The organism is Dactylosporangium salmoneum (assembly GCF_039532525.1).
Lineage (GTDB): Bacteria > Actinomycetota > Actinomycetes > Mycobacteriales > Micromonosporaceae > Dactylosporangium > Dactylosporangium salmoneum.
Genome location: NZ_BAAARV010000067.1, coordinates 163,081 through 177,297, shown reverse-complemented (window position 1 = coordinate 177,297; position 14,217 = coordinate 163,081). Strand labels below are relative to the sequence as shown.

Genomic DNA, 14,217 nt, shown 5'->3' with positions numbered 1-14,217 from the left:
GGCGTCGCTCGGAGCGACCCTCAGCGAACCTCGGAGTTCCCTCGGAATCCGGTTGCCCACATTTCATCGGTTTCATCCGGGATCTCGCCGAGGTCGATGTCGGCCTCGTCGTCGGCCTCCCCGAAGTCGGGCATCTCCAGCGCGGGCAGCAGCACGCGGAACGTCGCGCCCTGGCCGGGGGCCGTCCACAGCTCGACCCTGCCCCCGTGGGCCTGCACGATCGAGGCGACGATGGACAGGCCCAGGCCCGCGCCGCCGGTCTTGCGGGAGCGGGAGCCCTCGGCCCGGAAGAGCCGCTCGAAGACCCGCGCCGCGTCCTCCGGCTGCATGCCGGCCCCGGTGTCGCTCACCTCGATGGCGCCCAGCGGGACGCCCTCGGGCAGCGCCGCGCCGACGGTGGCGATCGGCAGCATCTTCGGCGGGCCGGCCCGGCCGACCCGGACCACGACCTGGGTGTCCTCCGACGTGTGCTGCAGCGCGTTGCTCACCAGGTTGGCCACCACCTGGCGCAGCCGGGCCTCGTCGCCCTCGACGGTGACCGGCTCGAAGGTGGACGACCGCTCGTCCAGCGCGGCCAGCTGCACGAACCGGGTCGGCACCCGCACGTGCGCGTCGCGCACCGCGTCGGCGGCCACGGCCAGCAGGTCGACCGGGCCCTGCTGCAGCGGGCGCTCCTCGTCGAGGCGGGCCAGGGTGAGCAGGTCGTTGACGAGCAGGCGCATGCGGCTGACCTCGGCGTCGATGCACTCCATCGCCTCGTCGAGGGCCGGACCGGGCGGGGCCATTCCCCTGCGGTACAACTCGGCAAAGCCCTGGACGCTCGTGAGCGGGGTCCGCAGCTCGTGGGCGGCGTCGGCGAGGAACTGCCGCAGCCGGCGCTGCGAGGCGGCGCTCTCGTCGACCGCCCCCTCGATGCGGGTCATCATCGTGTTGAGCGCGATGCCGAGGCGCCCCGACTCGGTGTGCGGGTCGGCGTCGTCGATCCGCCGGGAGAGGTTGCCGCCGGCGATGTCGGCCGCGGCCTCCTCCATGCGCGTCAGCGGGGCCAGCCCGACCCGCACCAGCGTCGCGGTCGCGATGCCGACCAGGATGAGCAGGGCCAGGCTGACGCCGGAGCTGTACTGGATCATCTGGTCGCGGGTGGCGTTGACGTCGGCGAGGGAGATCACGCGCACCACGTAGCGCTGGTTGTTCTGGTAGCTGACGGAGAAGATCCGCACCCGCCACTCGTCCTTCGGGCCCTTGACGGTGAAGGGCTCGCCGTCGGCCGCGTGCTGCTTGACGTCGCCGAGCAGCTTCGGGTCGACCACCGGCGGGTAGTCGGAGACCACGGTGCCGGCGGCGTCGAGGACGTACACGTCGTGCTGGGGTCCGGGGTTGAACTCGCCCTCGCGCGGCCGCTGCTGGAACGCGGACGCGCTCGACGAGGGGGGCCGCGGGCCGCCGCGCAGCTGCTCGTTGACGCGGTCGCTGAGGTACGAGTCGAGCAGCAGCACCCCGATGAGGTTCGCGGCGACGAGGGCCACCCCGGCGATCGACACGACGGAGACGACGATCCGCGTGCGGACCGTCCAGTGTCTCCAGGGCCGCGGTCTCACCCCTCGGTTCTCGGCAATCGCAACGCGTAGCCGACCCCGCGCACCGTGTGGATGAGCGGCGGGTCCCACTTGTCGATCTTGCGGCGCAGGTAGTAGACGTAGGACTCGACGATCCGCCCGTCCCCGCCGAAGTCGTAGTTCCACACCCGGTCGAGGATCTGCGCCTTGCTCACCACCCGGCCGGCGTTGGTCAGCAGGTAGCGCAGCAGGTTGAACTCGGTCGGCGAGAGGTCCACCCGGACGCCGCCCCGGCGCACCTCGTGGGCGTCCTCGTCCATCTCCAGGTCGGCGTAGCGCAGCACGCCGCCGTCGACCAGTTGCTGCTGCTCGCCCAGGCTGCGGCGCAGGATCGCGCGAATCCGCAGCACGACCTCCTCGAGGCTGAACGGCTTGGCCACGTAGTCGTCGGCCCCGACGGTCAGCCCGGAGATGCGGTCCTCCACCGAGTCCCGCGCGGTGAGGAACAGCACCGGCACCGGCCGGCCGCTCGTGCGCAGCCGCTGGGCCACCTCGAAGCCGTCCAGGTCGGGCATCATCACGTCGAGCACGACGAGGTCCGGGCCGTACTCCGCGGCGGCGGCCAGCGCCTCCCGGCCGCCCGTGGCCACCCGCACCTCGAAGCCGGTCAGCCGCAGCGTGGCCGACAGCAGCGCGCGGATGCTCGCCTCGTCGTCGACGACGAGGACCTTGGGCTGGCGTTCGGTCGCCTGCGAGGCGGTTACGGGCATCGGCTCCATCGTCACTGACCCGCCGTCACGATCTCGTCGCCTTCGGCAAGTCCGCTCTTGATCTCGGTGTTGACGTCGCCGCGCAGGCCGATCTCGACCGTCCGCTGCTCGTCCTTGCCGTTGAGCCGGACCGTCACCGTGCCGTCGTGCACGGCGGTGGAGGGCACCGACAGGACGCTGTCCACGGACGCGGTGACTACCGCGACAGTAGCGCTCTGGCCGTACAAGAGGGTATCGGGAACCTTGTCGAAGGAGATCAGGGCGGCGTAGCGCACCAGGCGGTTCGACACCGTGCCGGCCGGATCGATCTGCATGACCTTGCCGTCGTACTTCGTGCTGGCGCTGTCCGACATCGTGATCTTCGTGGCCTGGCCGACCTTGAGGTGGGCCACCTCGGCCTCGGTGAACTGCGCCTTGACCACCACGTCGCCGGTGCCGGCCAGCGTGATGACGCCGGAGCCGGCCTGGCTGCCGACCGTGCCCGTGACCGCGAGGATCTTGCCGCCGACCGGCGCCGTGATGACCGTCCCGGCCAGCTTGCTCTGGGCCTGGGTGAGGCTGAGCTTGGCGTTGTTGAGCCGCTGCTGGGCGTTCATCAGGTTGTCGCTGGTCTGCTGGATCTGGTTGGCCCGGTTCTGGGTGCCGCTCTGCCCACCCTGGGTGCCCTGGCCGCCCTGGGTGCCACCGCCGGTCGTGCCACCGCCGGTCGTGCCACCGCCCGTCGTGCCACCGCCCGTCGTGCCACCGCCCGTCGTGCCACCGCCCGTCGTGCCGCCGCTGGTCGATCCCCCGCCGGTCGTGCCACCCGTCGTGCCACCGGTCGTGCCGCCGGTCGTCGCGGCGTGCGTGGTGGCGGTCGTCGGGGTCGGGTTCGCGGTCGGGGTGGCCAGCGCCGCGTCGTGGGCGTCCTCGGCCTTGCTCAGCGCGTCCTGGGCGTTGGAGACGTTCTCGGAGGCCTGGTCGACCGAGTCCTGCGCGGACGACGCGTCGATCTTGGCCAGCACCGCCCCCGGCTGGACCATGTCGCCGGGCTTGACGTCGAGCTCGGTGAGCGTGCCCGAGGTGCTGAACCCGAGGCTACGGCTCGCCTGCGCCTGTATCGTGCCGGAGGCGGACACCGTGGTGCTCACCTCGCCGCGGGCCACCTTCACGGTGGAGACCTTCACCGGAGCCGGCTTGTTGTCGCCGGTCAGCACGACCGCGGTCACGGCCGCGGCCGCGACGAGCACGGCGGCGCCTCCCGCCAGCCACCAGACCTTCATGGTCAGTAGTTCAGCCGCTTCTCCTCCCGGCTACCTAGGCCGGACCTCAAAGTTCCCTGAGAGCCGGGGTGCCCGGCAAATCTCCGCATACCGTGGCGAAGCCCCCGCGCGGTTGTGACGCAATTTTGAGGTTCGGTCGACCAAGCGTCGAGGTTCGCGCCGTTCCATCACACGAGTGATGAACAAGCGGATCGGCGGCGCCGCGCTCGCGCTCGCCGCGGTGGCCTTCTTCGCCGCCGCCTGCGGCTCCTCCGACGACAAGGCCCCGGCCGCCGCGGCCGCATCCGGCGGCACCGACTACGCGTCGTGCCTGCGCAACAACGGCGTCGACCTGCCGCAGTTCAACGCGTCGAACCGCCCGACCGCGCGCCCCTCCGGCTTCGCCCGCCCGTCGGGCGAGCCGCGCCCGTCCGGCGATCCCCGCCCCTCGGGCAGCGGCGGCTTCCGCGGCGGCGGCCCGGGCGGCGGTGGCTTCTTCGGCTCGGTGGCCCCGAGCGGCGTCGACCAGCAGACCTGGGAGAAGGCGCAGAAGGCGTGCGAGTCGCTGCGCCCGACCGGCTTCCCCGGCGGCGGGAACGGCAACGGCGGTGGCGGCGGACGCGACGCGGCGTACCGCAACTGCCTGACCGAGCACGGCCTCACGATCACCGGCCCGATCGACCAGCTGGACACCAAGGACGCGAAGGTGGCGGCGGCGGAACAGGCCTGCGCCCCGCTGAAGCCGAGCCCGCGCCCGTCGGCCAGCTGACGAATCTCTTCTGAACTCCGGGGGCCCGGCCTCTCCACGGGCCCCCGGGCACGGCTCCCGCCCGGGCGGACGCCGGATCCGCCGGTCGAGTCCGGCGGGTCACTGCGCCCGGCGCCCGCCCGGGCGGGCCATCCGGCACCGCCGCGGCGCCGACCGCGTGGCAGGCTTCATTCCTGGGTGCGTCGGCGTCGCACCCCCTGTGCGCCGATCTTGCGGTCGCAACCCGGCACATCCGGACATTGTGGGAGTGTTCGGACGCCGCGGCCGCGAGATCGGCGCCAGAATCGCGTGTCGCTGCGCGGGGCGGGTCGTTGCCCACGGTATGGAAGCGCTGGACACCTTCTCCCGGACGTTCCTGCCGGCCACGGCGCTGGCGAAGCTGTCGCGCGGGACGATCGCGCGCCACGTCGGGGTGCTGCGCCGCTGCGCCGGGGACCGCGGCGCGGTCGCCGTGCTCGCGCGGTGCGGGCGGCGCAGCGTGCTGATGCTGACCCGCAGCCGGCTGGTGGTGACCACCGAGACCGGGCTGCTGCGCCGCGTGGGCCTGCACCTCAACGCCGAACTGCACCAGGTCGCCGACGTCACCTGGACGCCCGAGCCCGACCGCGCCGGCATCCAGCTCGGGCTGACCGCGATCGACGGGGTACGGGAGAACTTCTGGGTGCGCCTCGGCAGTACCGCCGAGATGTGGCGCCTCGACGAGGCCCTCAAGCAGGCGTTCCGCACTCCGTGGGGGGTCATCGAGCCGGCCCGCCCCATCGCCCGGCCGGCCCCGGTCGCCGCGCTTGCCGAGCTGCGCCTCGCCTGAGCCTCGAGTCGCCGGACCTGCCGGCGCACCGTGATCGGCCCATCCTCACGCGGGCGCTGGCTGCCGCGGCGGGTGGGCCGATCACCATCTGGATTTCCGCTATGTGCGATTCCCAAACATCCTCCGAACACCGGCATCGCTCCCGGACGGCGAGAATGGGACGGTGGTGGATCAGGGCAAAGGGCTGGTGCTCGTCGTCGAGGACGAGAAGCCGATCGCCGACCTGCTGCGCATGTACCTCGCCCGCGACGGCTTCGGCGTGCACGTCGAGCACGACGGCGCCGCCGGGCTCGCCGCCGCCCGCAAGCTGCGGCCCGTCGCCTGCGTGCTCGACATCGCGCTGCCCGGGATCGACGGCACCGAGATCTGCCGGCGGCTGCGCGAGGCCGGCGACTGGACGCCGGTGCTGTTCCTGACCGCCCGCGACGACGAGGTCGACCGGATCCTCGGGCTCGAGATGGGCGGCGACGACTACGTCACCAAGCCCTTCAGCCCGCGCGAGCTGGTCTCCCGGGTCAAGGCGGTGCTGCGGCGCACCCAGGGCCCGCCCGACGTCGACCAGGTGCGCACGGTCGGGCCGATCACGCTGGACCCCGCGCGGCGCGAGTGCCGGGTCGCCGGCAGCCCGGTCAGCCTGACCTCGACCGAGTTCTCCCTGCTGGCCCACCTCATGGGGCGGCCCGGCCGGGTGTTCACGCGGGAGGAGCTGCTGGGTTCGGTCTGGGGGTACGCCGCGCACAGCGGCACCCGCACCGTCGACGTGCACGTCGCCCAGGTGCGCGGCAAGCTCGGCGACGCCGCCGCGGTGATCCGGACCGTGCGCGGCGTCGGGTACACCGCCGATGCTTAGGTCCCTCGCCGCCCGCACCGCGCTCGTCACCTGCGTCGTGGCGATCGTGGCGGTCGTCGTCACCGCCGCGGTCGGCGCGCCGCTCACCCTGACCCGCGACAACAAGGCCGCCCAGCAGCGGCTGGAGGACGACGCCACGCTGCTGACCGAGCTGCTGCGGCCGAAGCTCAACACGACCCGCAACCCGGCCGACGAGGAGGTCGTCGCCAAGCGCCTCGCGGCCCGCAACATCGACGTGTACCTCATCCGGGCCGGCCAGCCCGACCGCCCCGGGCTGCCGCCCCTGGTCGTGAAGACCATCGCCGGCGGGCAGAACGTCAAGGCGAGCCGCCGCATGGTCGCCGGCGACGTGCGGATGCTCGTCGGGCGGGCGATCGGCAAGGACGGCAACGGGTTCGTGGTGACCGAGCCGCCCCCGAGCGGTACCTTCGCGCGCTTCTTCGGCCAGCTCTGGGTGGCGCTGCTCGCCGGCCTGGCCGCCGGGCTGATCGCCGGGCCGCTGCTGGCGCGGCGCATCTCCCGGCCGATCCGCGACGTCGCCGCGGCGGCCAAGCGGCTCGGCGCCGGGGACCGGAGCATCACGCTGTCGCCGGACGGGCCGGCGGAGGTCGCCGAGCTCGCGCACGCGGTCAACGGGCTCACCGCGGCGCTGGCCACCAGCGAGGGGCGGGAGCGGGAGTTCCTGCTGTCGGTCTCGCACGAGCTGCGCACCCCGCTGACCACGATCCGCGGCTACGCCGAGGCCCTCGCCGACGGGGTGGTCGGCGAGGAGGGCGCGCAGCGGGCCGGCCAGACGGTGCTCGACGAGGCCGGACGGCTCGACCGGCTCATCGCCGACCTGCTGGTGCTGGCCCGGCTGGAGGCGGCCGACCTGCCGATCGAGATGCTCGACGTGGACCTGACGCAGCTGCTGGCCAAGACCGCGGAGGCGTGGGGCGGGCGGGTGGCCGCGGCCGGGCTGGTGCTGCGCACCGAGCTGCCACCCTTCGCCGTGCCCGTGGTCACCGACCCGGGCCGGATCCGCCAGATCATCGACGGGCTGCTGGAGAACGCGCTGCGAGTCGTGCCGTCCGGCGCGCCGCTGGTCCTGGCGCTGCACGTGAACGCGCCGGAGGCCCGTCTCGAGGTGCGCGACGGCGGGCCCGGCTTCACCGACGAGGACCTCGCCGTGGCCTTCGAGCGGGGCGCGTTGTCGCGGCGCTACCAGGGCGTGCGCAAGGTCGGCAGCGGCCTCGGGCTGGCGCTGGCGGCCCGGCTGTCGCGCCGGCTGGGCGCGCGCATCGAGGCGGGCCACGCCCCCGAGGGCGGGGCGCGATTCACGGTGACCTTCCCGCTGCGGACCGTGTCATGATGCTTGTCTATGCATACCTGGTGGGTCGTCCTCGGGCTGGCCGGCGCCGGCGCGGCGCTGGGCATCCTGCTGATGCAGGTGCTCTTCTGGCGACGGCTGCGCCGGGTCGATGAGGACCCTGTCGGCATCCTCACCACGGGCGTGGCGCTGCGCTGGGTCGCGCTGCCGCTGGCGGTCCTGCACATCGCGCTGTTCCTGCTGCTGACGCGGCTCGACCAGCCCGGCTGGTGGATCGGCGGCGTGGTCACCGTGCTGTCCGTCCCGGTGCGCCGCATGCTCAACCTCAAGGCCATCTCGGTGATCGTGCGCCGGATCGGCTACCAGCGCGGCCCGGTCGTCGACCGCGACGGCGTCCGCGTCGACGAGCAGCCCTACTGGCGCCTCGTGCTCAGTTGGTACCGCCACGAGTACACCGGTCGCGGCGTCGGCGACGTGCTGGCCATCAAGCTGCTGAGCCTGCTGGTCCACCTGCTCTTCTGGCCGGTCGTGGCGCTGGGCGCCCAGGCCTCGCACGTGCTCATGTGCCAGGACCCGGCCGACGCCCTGGGCCACTCGACCGACGGCCACGAGCGCCCCGGCGACGGCTTCCGCGCGCTGGGCGCCCCATTTGTCAAGTTTGCGGTGCGGGATCCGAGGTAGTCGGCGGTTTGGCCCGATTGGCGAGGAGGTACCCCTATGAGACGCTCGCGAATAGGCTTGATCTGCAGTACGGCGGCCCTCGTGGTCGCCGGTGGCCTACCCCCGTTGGCCGCGAATGCCCAGCCCAGCCCCCAACCCAACGCACCGGCTCCCGGGATGACCGCGTCCCCGGGCCAGGGTCAGGGGCATGACATGCTCTCGGGCGTGCTGCACGGCGAGGGGCTCGTGCAGACGACCAAGGGCCCCATCCGGGTCGCGCTGCAGCGGGGCGCGGCGACCAAGCTGACGCCGACGTCGCTGACCGTACAGTCGTCCGACGGCTACAGTCGGTCGTGGACCCTGGACAACAACGTGCGGGTCTACGACCAGCGGCACACCCTGCAGCCCAACGCCCTGAAGGCGGGGGCCCAGGTGACCGTTGCGGGCACCGCTCCGGCCACGAACGCGTCGCCCGGCACGGCCAACGGCACGTTCACGGCCAAGTGGGTCGTGGTCCAGTCGTCCGCGACCCCGATGAACCAGCCTTCCTGACGAAACGCGATAAGTCCGGCACCTCTTGAGCCGGACTTATCGGACATCATTCGTGTTCCACGTGGAACGGCTCTTCAGGCGCGCAACTCGGCGATGCAGCACTTCACGCTGCCGCCGCCCTTCTTGAGCTCCATGAGCTCGACGGGCACCGGCACGTACCCGGCCTCCCGCAGCCGGGCCGCCAGCCCGGTCGCCTCCGAGCTGAGCACCACGTTGCGCCCGTCGGACACCAGGTTGAGCCCGAACGCGAGCGCGTCCTCCTCCGTCGCCAGGATCGCCGCCGGGAAGAGCTGCCGCAGCACCTGCTGGGAGGCCTCCGAGAACGCACCTGGGTAGTACACGACGTTGTCGTCGCTGATCGGCTGCAGCGCCACGTCGAGGTGGTACATGCGCGCGTCGACGAGCCGCAGCGACACCACCGGCCGGCCCAGCGCCTCCTGCGCCTCGGCGTGCGCCGCCGTCTCGGTCCGGAAGCCGTGCCCGGCCAGGATCAGGCCGCCGTGGGCCTCGGGCAGGTAGGTGAAGTCGCCCTCGCCCTCGTTGGTCTGCGACGGCAGGACGTACCGCCACCCGAGATTGTCGTAGAACCGCCGGTGCGCCGCGGCCTCGGCCGAGCGCTGCGGGTACTTGAACCGCGCGCCGTAGACGACGCCGTCCACCGAGAACGCGCCGTTGGCCGCGTAGACCATGTCGGGCAGCCCGATCTCCGGCGGGAGCACGTGGACCTCGTGACCGAGGCGGACCAGCGTCTCGCGCAGGCCCTCCCACTGCTTCACCGCCAGCTCGGTGTCCACCGGGGCGCTGGTGTCCATCCAGGGATTGATCGCGTACTCCACCACGAAATGCTCGGGCGGCGACATGAGGTACGACCGGGTCACGAGATCAAACGGTAGAGAGCGTGTGGTACACAAAACAGCGAGAAAGCTTGCTTTCCGGGAGGGAATCGTTGCGGCTCGACCCGATCGACCAGCGAATCATTGCGTTGCTGCAGGAGGACGCCCGTTCGTCGTACGCGGACATCGGCGAGCGGGTGGCACTGTCGGCCCCGGCGGTCAAGCGACGCGTGGACCGGCTTCGATCCAGCGGGGTCATCCGCGGCTACACGGCCCTCATCGACCCGGGCGCGGTCGGCTGGACCACAGAGGCGTTCGTCGAACTGTTCTGCACGGGCCGCACCTCGCCGCAGCAGATCCGGGCCGCGGCCAAGCGCCACCCGGCCGTCGTCGGCGCGTACACGATCTCCGGCGAGGCCGACGCCCTCGTGCACCTGCGCGCGATGGACATGGCCGGCCTGGAGGAGGCCCTGGAGCGGCTGCGGGCCGAGCCCTTCGTCACCTCGACGCGCAGCATGATCGTACTGTCGCGGCTGGTGGAGACGCTCGCGCCGAAGATCATGGAAGATTCGGGAACCACTCCGGCGCCGCCGTCGTCCCAATGACATGCGCCGAGCCGCCGTCACCCTGAGTGCCGCCTGCCTGTTCCTTTCCGCCTGTACGGCGCAGAAGCCGCACCACACCGAGCCGTCCCCGTCGGACTTGCCGGCCCCGGCGCTGCGCCTGGCCGCGTACGACTCGTGCGACGACCTGCTCACCGGCCTGCGCAAGGCCACGCAGGAGGCGGTCACCCCGTGGGGCCTGGACAACCTGCCCGGCGGCATCCGCACCCTCAACAGCGGCGCCACCGCCAGGGGAGGCGGCCCCGAGGTCGAGGCGGCCGGGGCCGCCGCGCAGGAGTCGACGCAGACGCAGTACAGCGGGACGAACACCCACGAGGCCGGCGTCGACGAGCCCGACCAGGTCAAGACCGACGGCAAGCGGATCGTGGCGCTCTCCCCGGCCGGCGCGCTCACCGTGGTCGACGCCGCGTCGCGCAAGGTGACCGGCGCGCTGGTCGTCGCCGACACCGGCCGGCGCGGGATCTCGGCCACCGAGCTGCTGCTGTCCGGCGACCGCGCGCTGGTGCTCGGCTACGACTACTCCGACCCGCAGCGCGGCGGCCCGATGCTCACCCTCGTCGACCTCGCGGGCACGCCGAAGGTCGCGGGGCGGTACCACATGGACGGCGCCCTGGTGGACGCCCGCCAGATCGGCAGCGTGGCCCGGGTCGTCGTGCGCTCGGCCCCGCGCGTCGCGTTCCCCGACCCGGCGGCGGCCCAGACCCGCGACGAGGACCAGCGGCTGACCGCCAACCGCGCGGCCGTCGCCGCCGCCCCGATCTCCGCCTGGCTGCCGCGGTGGACGTCGGTCGACGCGGCCGGCAAGAGCACCGAGGGCCGGGTCGACTGCGGCTCGGTGAGCCTGCCGGACACGTACTCGGGCACGTCCCTGCTCACGATCGCCACCTTCGACCTGGCCGCCCCGGCGCTCGGCTCCGGCGACCCCGTCACGATCGCGGCCGACGGCGACATCGTCTACGCCAACGGCCCGAGCCTGTACGTCGGCAACGACCAGCGCTGGCGCACGGTCACCCCGCTGGCCAAGCGGGCCGGCGGCCCGGCCGTGGCGCAGCGCACCCAGCTGTTCAAGTTCACGCTGGCCGGCGCCGCGAAGCCGCGTTACGTCGCCGCCGGCGAGGTGCCGGGCTGGCTGCTCAACCAGTACTCCCTGTCGGAGTGGGACGGCCGCCTGCGGGTGGCCACGACCGAGTCGAACGCGTCGAGCACCGTGTACGTCCTGGAGCAGCGCGGCGGCGCGCTGGCCGAGGCCGGCAAGGTCGGCGGCCTGGGCAAGGGCGAGCGGATCTACTCGGTGCGGTTCATCGGCAGCGCCGGCTACGTCGTCACGTTCCGCCAGACCGACCCGCTGTACACCCTGGACCTGTCGAACCCGTCGGCCCCGCGGGCCGTGGGCGAGCTGAAGATCACCGGCTACTCCGCGTACCTGCACCCCGCCGGGGACGGCCGCCTCATCGGCATCGGGCAGGAGGCCAACACGCAGGGCCGGGTCCAGGGCCTGCAGGTGTCGCTCTTCGACGTACACGACATGGCCAGCCCGGCCCGCCTCGCCCAGTTCCAGGTCCCGGGCGCGTCGTCACCGGCCGAGTTCGACCCGCACGCGTTCCTCTTCTGGGCGAAGTCGGGGCTGCTCGTGGTACCGATGCAGCATCAGGACGGATCGTCGGCCCTCGTCCTGTCGGTGCGGGACAAGGCGGTCACGCAGACCGGCGCGATCAAACAGCCGGCGCCGATCGAGCGCTCGCTCATCATCGGCGACACGCTCTGGACGCAGTCGGCCGAGGGCCTGCAGGCCAACGACGCGTCGACGCTGGCCGTGCAGGCCTACCTGCCGTTCTAGGCCTTAGAGGTACATCCCGGTGCGCTCGCTCTCGCCGGCGATCGCCGGCTTGGGCTTGTCGCCCTCGCCGAAGAACCGCTTGCCGCCGAACTCCCCGTGGAGGCGGTCGTCGAGCTCGTCGGCGAGCCCGGTCATCACCTGCACGGCGAGCATCAGGTGGGTGGCTTGGAAGTCACGGCCGAACACCGGGACGCTGGCCCAGACGGTGTCGTTGGTGCAGTACAGGCGCCCGATCGGCATCCGGTTGGTGAGCTCGGACAGCTTGACGTACAGCCGCTCGGTCGGCTCCACCTCGGTGAGGATCGGCGAGAACACGTCGACGAGCGGCGGGTTGTCGCGCACCCGCACGAACACCATCGCCGAGCCGGACCGGATGCCGATGTCCCCGTCGGGGTCGATCGGCAGCTCCTCGGGCGTGGTCTTCATGAGCCGCGCCACGACCGTCGTCACCTTGTCGTACAGCGCCAGGTCCTCGGTCTGCTCGGCCAGCTCGGTCAGGCTCCCGGCGCCCCCGGTCCGCACCACGTCGACGACCCCGTCGCCGTCGGCGTCCACGATCGACGCGAGCGAGCGCGCCACCCCCAGCGCCGGCACGGGCGCGACCCGACCCTCGGCGTCATGCGCGAGGTACGTCAGGAAGGCCGGGTGCGGCGCACCGTAGATGTCCCGGAGCGTCCGCATGATCAGCCGGCTCAGCTGCGGGGACTCGTTCTTGCCGACCCGCAGGCCGAAGGACTCCCCGGACCCGGCCACCACCCCGGGCGGCGCCCATCCGAGCGCCACGATCTCCGCGATGACGGTCCGGTCGAGCCGATACGCGGCCGGCAGGTCGGCGTTGCTCACCGCCGTGGCCGCCAGCTGGTCGCCGTCCTCGCCGGTGACCTGGATCGAGTACACGGCGTCGCCGGTCCCCGAAGCCGTCGGGTCGAGCGTCAGGTCGAGCGTCGTGCCGTTGCCGAGATCCCGCAGCGCCTCGACGAGGTGCCGCGCGAAGTCCCGCCACGCCTCGGCGACCTTTTCCTTCAGGTTGCCGCCCACGGGGTCCTCGTCGTCGAACAGCGCGCTCTCAAACGACGCGGCGTCGTCCCGGTCACCAGCCATGATCGCCTCCCTATCCCCCCGGCCCTCACCCTATCCAGAGGGGATCGCTCACTCGGACCGGGTGGCTGGCTTCTTACAGACGGCCTCCTCCGCCGGCGTCACTCCGCCCGCGTGGCGAGCCGGCTCAGCAGCTGCGCGGCCACCTGGGCATCGGCCCCGCGCCCGACGGCCACGCCCAGCAGAAAGGCGGTCAACGGCGCCCCTGGCCGGGCCACGTTGTGCGCCACGTCGCGGGCCAGGTCGAGCACCGCCGCCCGCTCCTCGCGGCTGGGCGCCTCCACCTCGAGCGCCGCGGCCGCCTCGGCGAGCCACTGCCCCAACACGTCCTCGTTCACGGCCCGCAGGTCCTCCTCGGTATCACAGTCGAAGTAGGGCGGCCGATCCCGCTCCCACCGCACTTCCCGCACGTCGAGCCCGGCGACGAGCCGGCGGACCGACCCTCCGGCCGGCTCCCCGATCCCGCGAACGGCCCTGGTCAACGCCTCGATCCGCCACGCACCGCACAGCAGCTGCCGGTGTCCGTCCTCGTCGACGAACACGGCGCCGTCCTTGTCCCCCACCGCGCGGGTCAGCGCCGAGACGGCCTCCCCGGTGATCAGCGGCAGGTCGGCGGCCAGGAGTGCCACGATCTCCGGCCTCTTCTCCGGCTCTGGCTGGGGCTTCTTCTCCTGCTGCGGCTCTGGCTGCTGCCTTGGGTTTCGCAGCGCCGCCAGGCCGGCCGCGACGGCTGCCACCGGCCCGCCTCCGGGCGGCTCCTCCCGCGCGACCAGAACGTGGCCCGGCAGTCCCTCCCGGTCCGGCCCGACCACGACGATAGGGGCGGCCCCGGCCTCGGCGACGGCGGCGAGCACCCGCTGCAGCATCGGTACCCCGCCCACGCTGACCATCGGCTTGTCCCGCCCGCCGAGGCGAGTAGCCCGCCCGCCCGCGAGAATCACCGCCGCCAGTCCCGGTTCCAGGTGGCCGTCGCCCACATTCAGAACCTACCGTCAACCGAGAACCAGGAAACGCTCCGGCAGAAGGGCGCCCACATGGGCCGCGTCACGCAGCGCCGCACAATCGTCCGCGTCGCCGTCCGCCCGCCGGATTCCGATAAGTCCGAAATATCCGGCATGGGCGCGGGGCACCCAGAACCGTCGCCCTCACCGGCCCGGTCCGACGCCGCGAACGGTTCGGCACCACTCAGCGCGGCCTCGCCTTCCCAGCCGCCCGGCGCTCAGGCAATCGCAGCCGCCGGGAGCAACCCCACCTCGCCATCACAAGCGCCCGCGCAGGCAATCGCGGCCTCCGGGGGCAACGCCACGCCAT

The 14,217-nt window shown here is 72.7% G+C and carries 14 protein-coding genes; 8 read left to right on the top strand and 6 right to left on the bottom strand.

What is annotated here, in order from left to right; genetic code table 11:
* Positions 1 to 20 precede the first annotated feature (20 nt).
* Genes ABD352_RS34810 through ABD352_RS34800 form a run of 3 tightly spaced genes read right to left on the bottom strand, consistent with a single transcriptional unit; the run spans position 21 to position 3,588 of the window.
* The gene (locus ABD352_RS34810; protein ID WP_344616774.1) at positions 21 to 1,598 is read right to left on the bottom strand and encodes a sensor histidine kinase; all 1,578 of its coding nucleotides are present in this window, start codon (positions 1,596 to 1,598) and stop codon (positions 21 to 23) included.
* Positions 1,595 to 2,326: a response regulator transcription factor gene (locus ABD352_RS34805; RefSeq protein ID WP_344616773.1), complete on the bottom strand. Its 732-nt coding sequence runs from the start codon at positions 2,324 to 2,326 to the stop codon at positions 1,595 to 1,597. The genes ABD352_RS34810 and ABD352_RS34805 overlap by 4 nt, the downstream gene beginning before the upstream one ends.
* Positions 2,327 to 2,337: 11 nt before the next feature.
* A complete protein-coding gene (locus ABD352_RS34800; protein WP_344616772.1) occupies positions 2,338 to 3,588 on the bottom strand; it encodes an efflux RND transporter periplasmic adaptor subunit in 1,251 nt (416 codons plus the stop codon).
* Positions 3,589 to 3,766: 178 nt separating this feature from the next.
* On the opposite strand from ABD352_RS34800, the gene ABD352_RS34795 reads away from it, so the two are divergent.
* The 6 genes from ABD352_RS34795 to ABD352_RS34770 all read left to right on the top strand — a co-directional run bounded on the left by ABD352_RS34795 (position 3,767) and on the right by ABD352_RS34770 (position 8,515).
* Complete coding sequence (locus ABD352_RS34795; protein ID WP_344616771.1) at positions 3,767 to 4,336, top strand: hypothetical protein; 570 nt, start codon at positions 3,767 to 3,769, stop codon at positions 4,334 to 4,336.
* Between the two features lie 322 nt (positions 4,337 to 4,658).
* Positions 4,659 to 5,144 carry a hypothetical protein gene (locus tag ABD352_RS34790; RefSeq protein WP_344616770.1) on the top strand — a complete coding sequence of 162 codons (486 nt, stop codon included), beginning with the start codon at positions 4,659 to 4,661 and terminating at the stop codon, positions 5,142 to 5,144.
* A 166-nt stretch (positions 5,145 to 5,310) separates the two neighbouring features.
* Complete coding sequence (locus ABD352_RS34785; RefSeq protein WP_344616812.1) at positions 5,311 to 5,994, top strand: response regulator transcription factor; 684 nt, start codon at positions 5,311 to 5,313, stop codon at positions 5,992 to 5,994.
* Positions 5,987 to 7,345, top strand: a complete 1,359-nt coding sequence (locus ABD352_RS34780) for a sensor histidine kinase (protein WP_344616769.1) — start codon at positions 5,987 to 5,989, stop codon at positions 7,343 to 7,345. The genes ABD352_RS34785 and ABD352_RS34780 overlap by 8 nt, the downstream gene beginning before the upstream one ends.
* A gap of 9 nt (positions 7,346 to 7,354) precedes the next feature.
* Complete coding sequence (locus ABD352_RS34775) at positions 7,355 to 7,984, top strand: hypothetical protein (RefSeq protein WP_344616768.1); 630 nt, start codon at positions 7,355 to 7,357, stop codon at positions 7,982 to 7,984.
* A 192-nt stretch (positions 7,985 to 8,176) separates the two neighbouring features.
* Positions 8,177 to 8,515 (top strand): hypothetical protein, encoded by a 339-nt coding sequence (locus ABD352_RS34770; protein WP_344616767.1) that lies wholly within the window; start codon positions 8,177 to 8,179, stop codon positions 8,513 to 8,515.
* 74 nt (positions 8,516 to 8,589) lie between these two features.
* Here ABD352_RS34770 and ddaH read toward each other — a convergent pair whose 3' ends face one another.
* Entirely contained in the window at positions 8,590 to 9,393 is an 804-nt protein-coding gene (gene ddaH / locus ABD352_RS34765; RefSeq protein ID WP_344616766.1) for a dimethylargininase, read from the bottom strand.
* Positions 9,394 to 9,461: 68 nt separating this feature from the next.
* Here ddaH and ABD352_RS34760 point away from each other — a divergent pair, with 68 nt between their 5' ends.
* Positions 9,462 to 9,953 carry an Lrp/AsnC family transcriptional regulator gene (locus ABD352_RS34760; RefSeq protein WP_344616765.1) on the top strand — a complete coding sequence of 164 codons (492 nt, stop codon included), beginning with the start codon at positions 9,462 to 9,464 and terminating at the stop codon, positions 9,951 to 9,953.
* 1 nt (position 9,954) lies between these two features.
* Complete coding sequence (locus ABD352_RS34755; RefSeq protein WP_344616764.1) at positions 9,955 to 11,808, top strand: beta-propeller domain-containing protein; 1,854 nt, start codon at positions 9,955 to 9,957, stop codon at positions 11,806 to 11,808.
* A 3-nt stretch (positions 11,809 to 11,811) separates the two neighbouring features.
* Here ABD352_RS34755 and ABD352_RS34750 read toward each other — a convergent pair whose 3' ends face one another.
* Both ABD352_RS34750 and ABD352_RS34745 read right to left on the bottom strand, forming a co-directional pair.
* Positions 11,812 to 12,909: a T3SS (YopN, CesT) and YbjN peptide-binding chaperone 1 gene (locus ABD352_RS34750; protein WP_344616763.1), complete on the bottom strand. Its 1,098-nt coding sequence runs from the start codon at positions 12,907 to 12,909 to the stop codon at positions 11,812 to 11,814.
* A gap of 98 nt (positions 12,910 to 13,007) precedes the next feature.
* Positions 13,008 to 13,883: an NTP transferase domain-containing protein gene (locus ABD352_RS34745; RefSeq protein ID WP_344616762.1), complete on the bottom strand. Its 876-nt coding sequence runs from the start codon at positions 13,881 to 13,883 to the stop codon at positions 13,008 to 13,010.
* Positions 13,884 to 14,217: the final 334 nt, after the last annotated feature.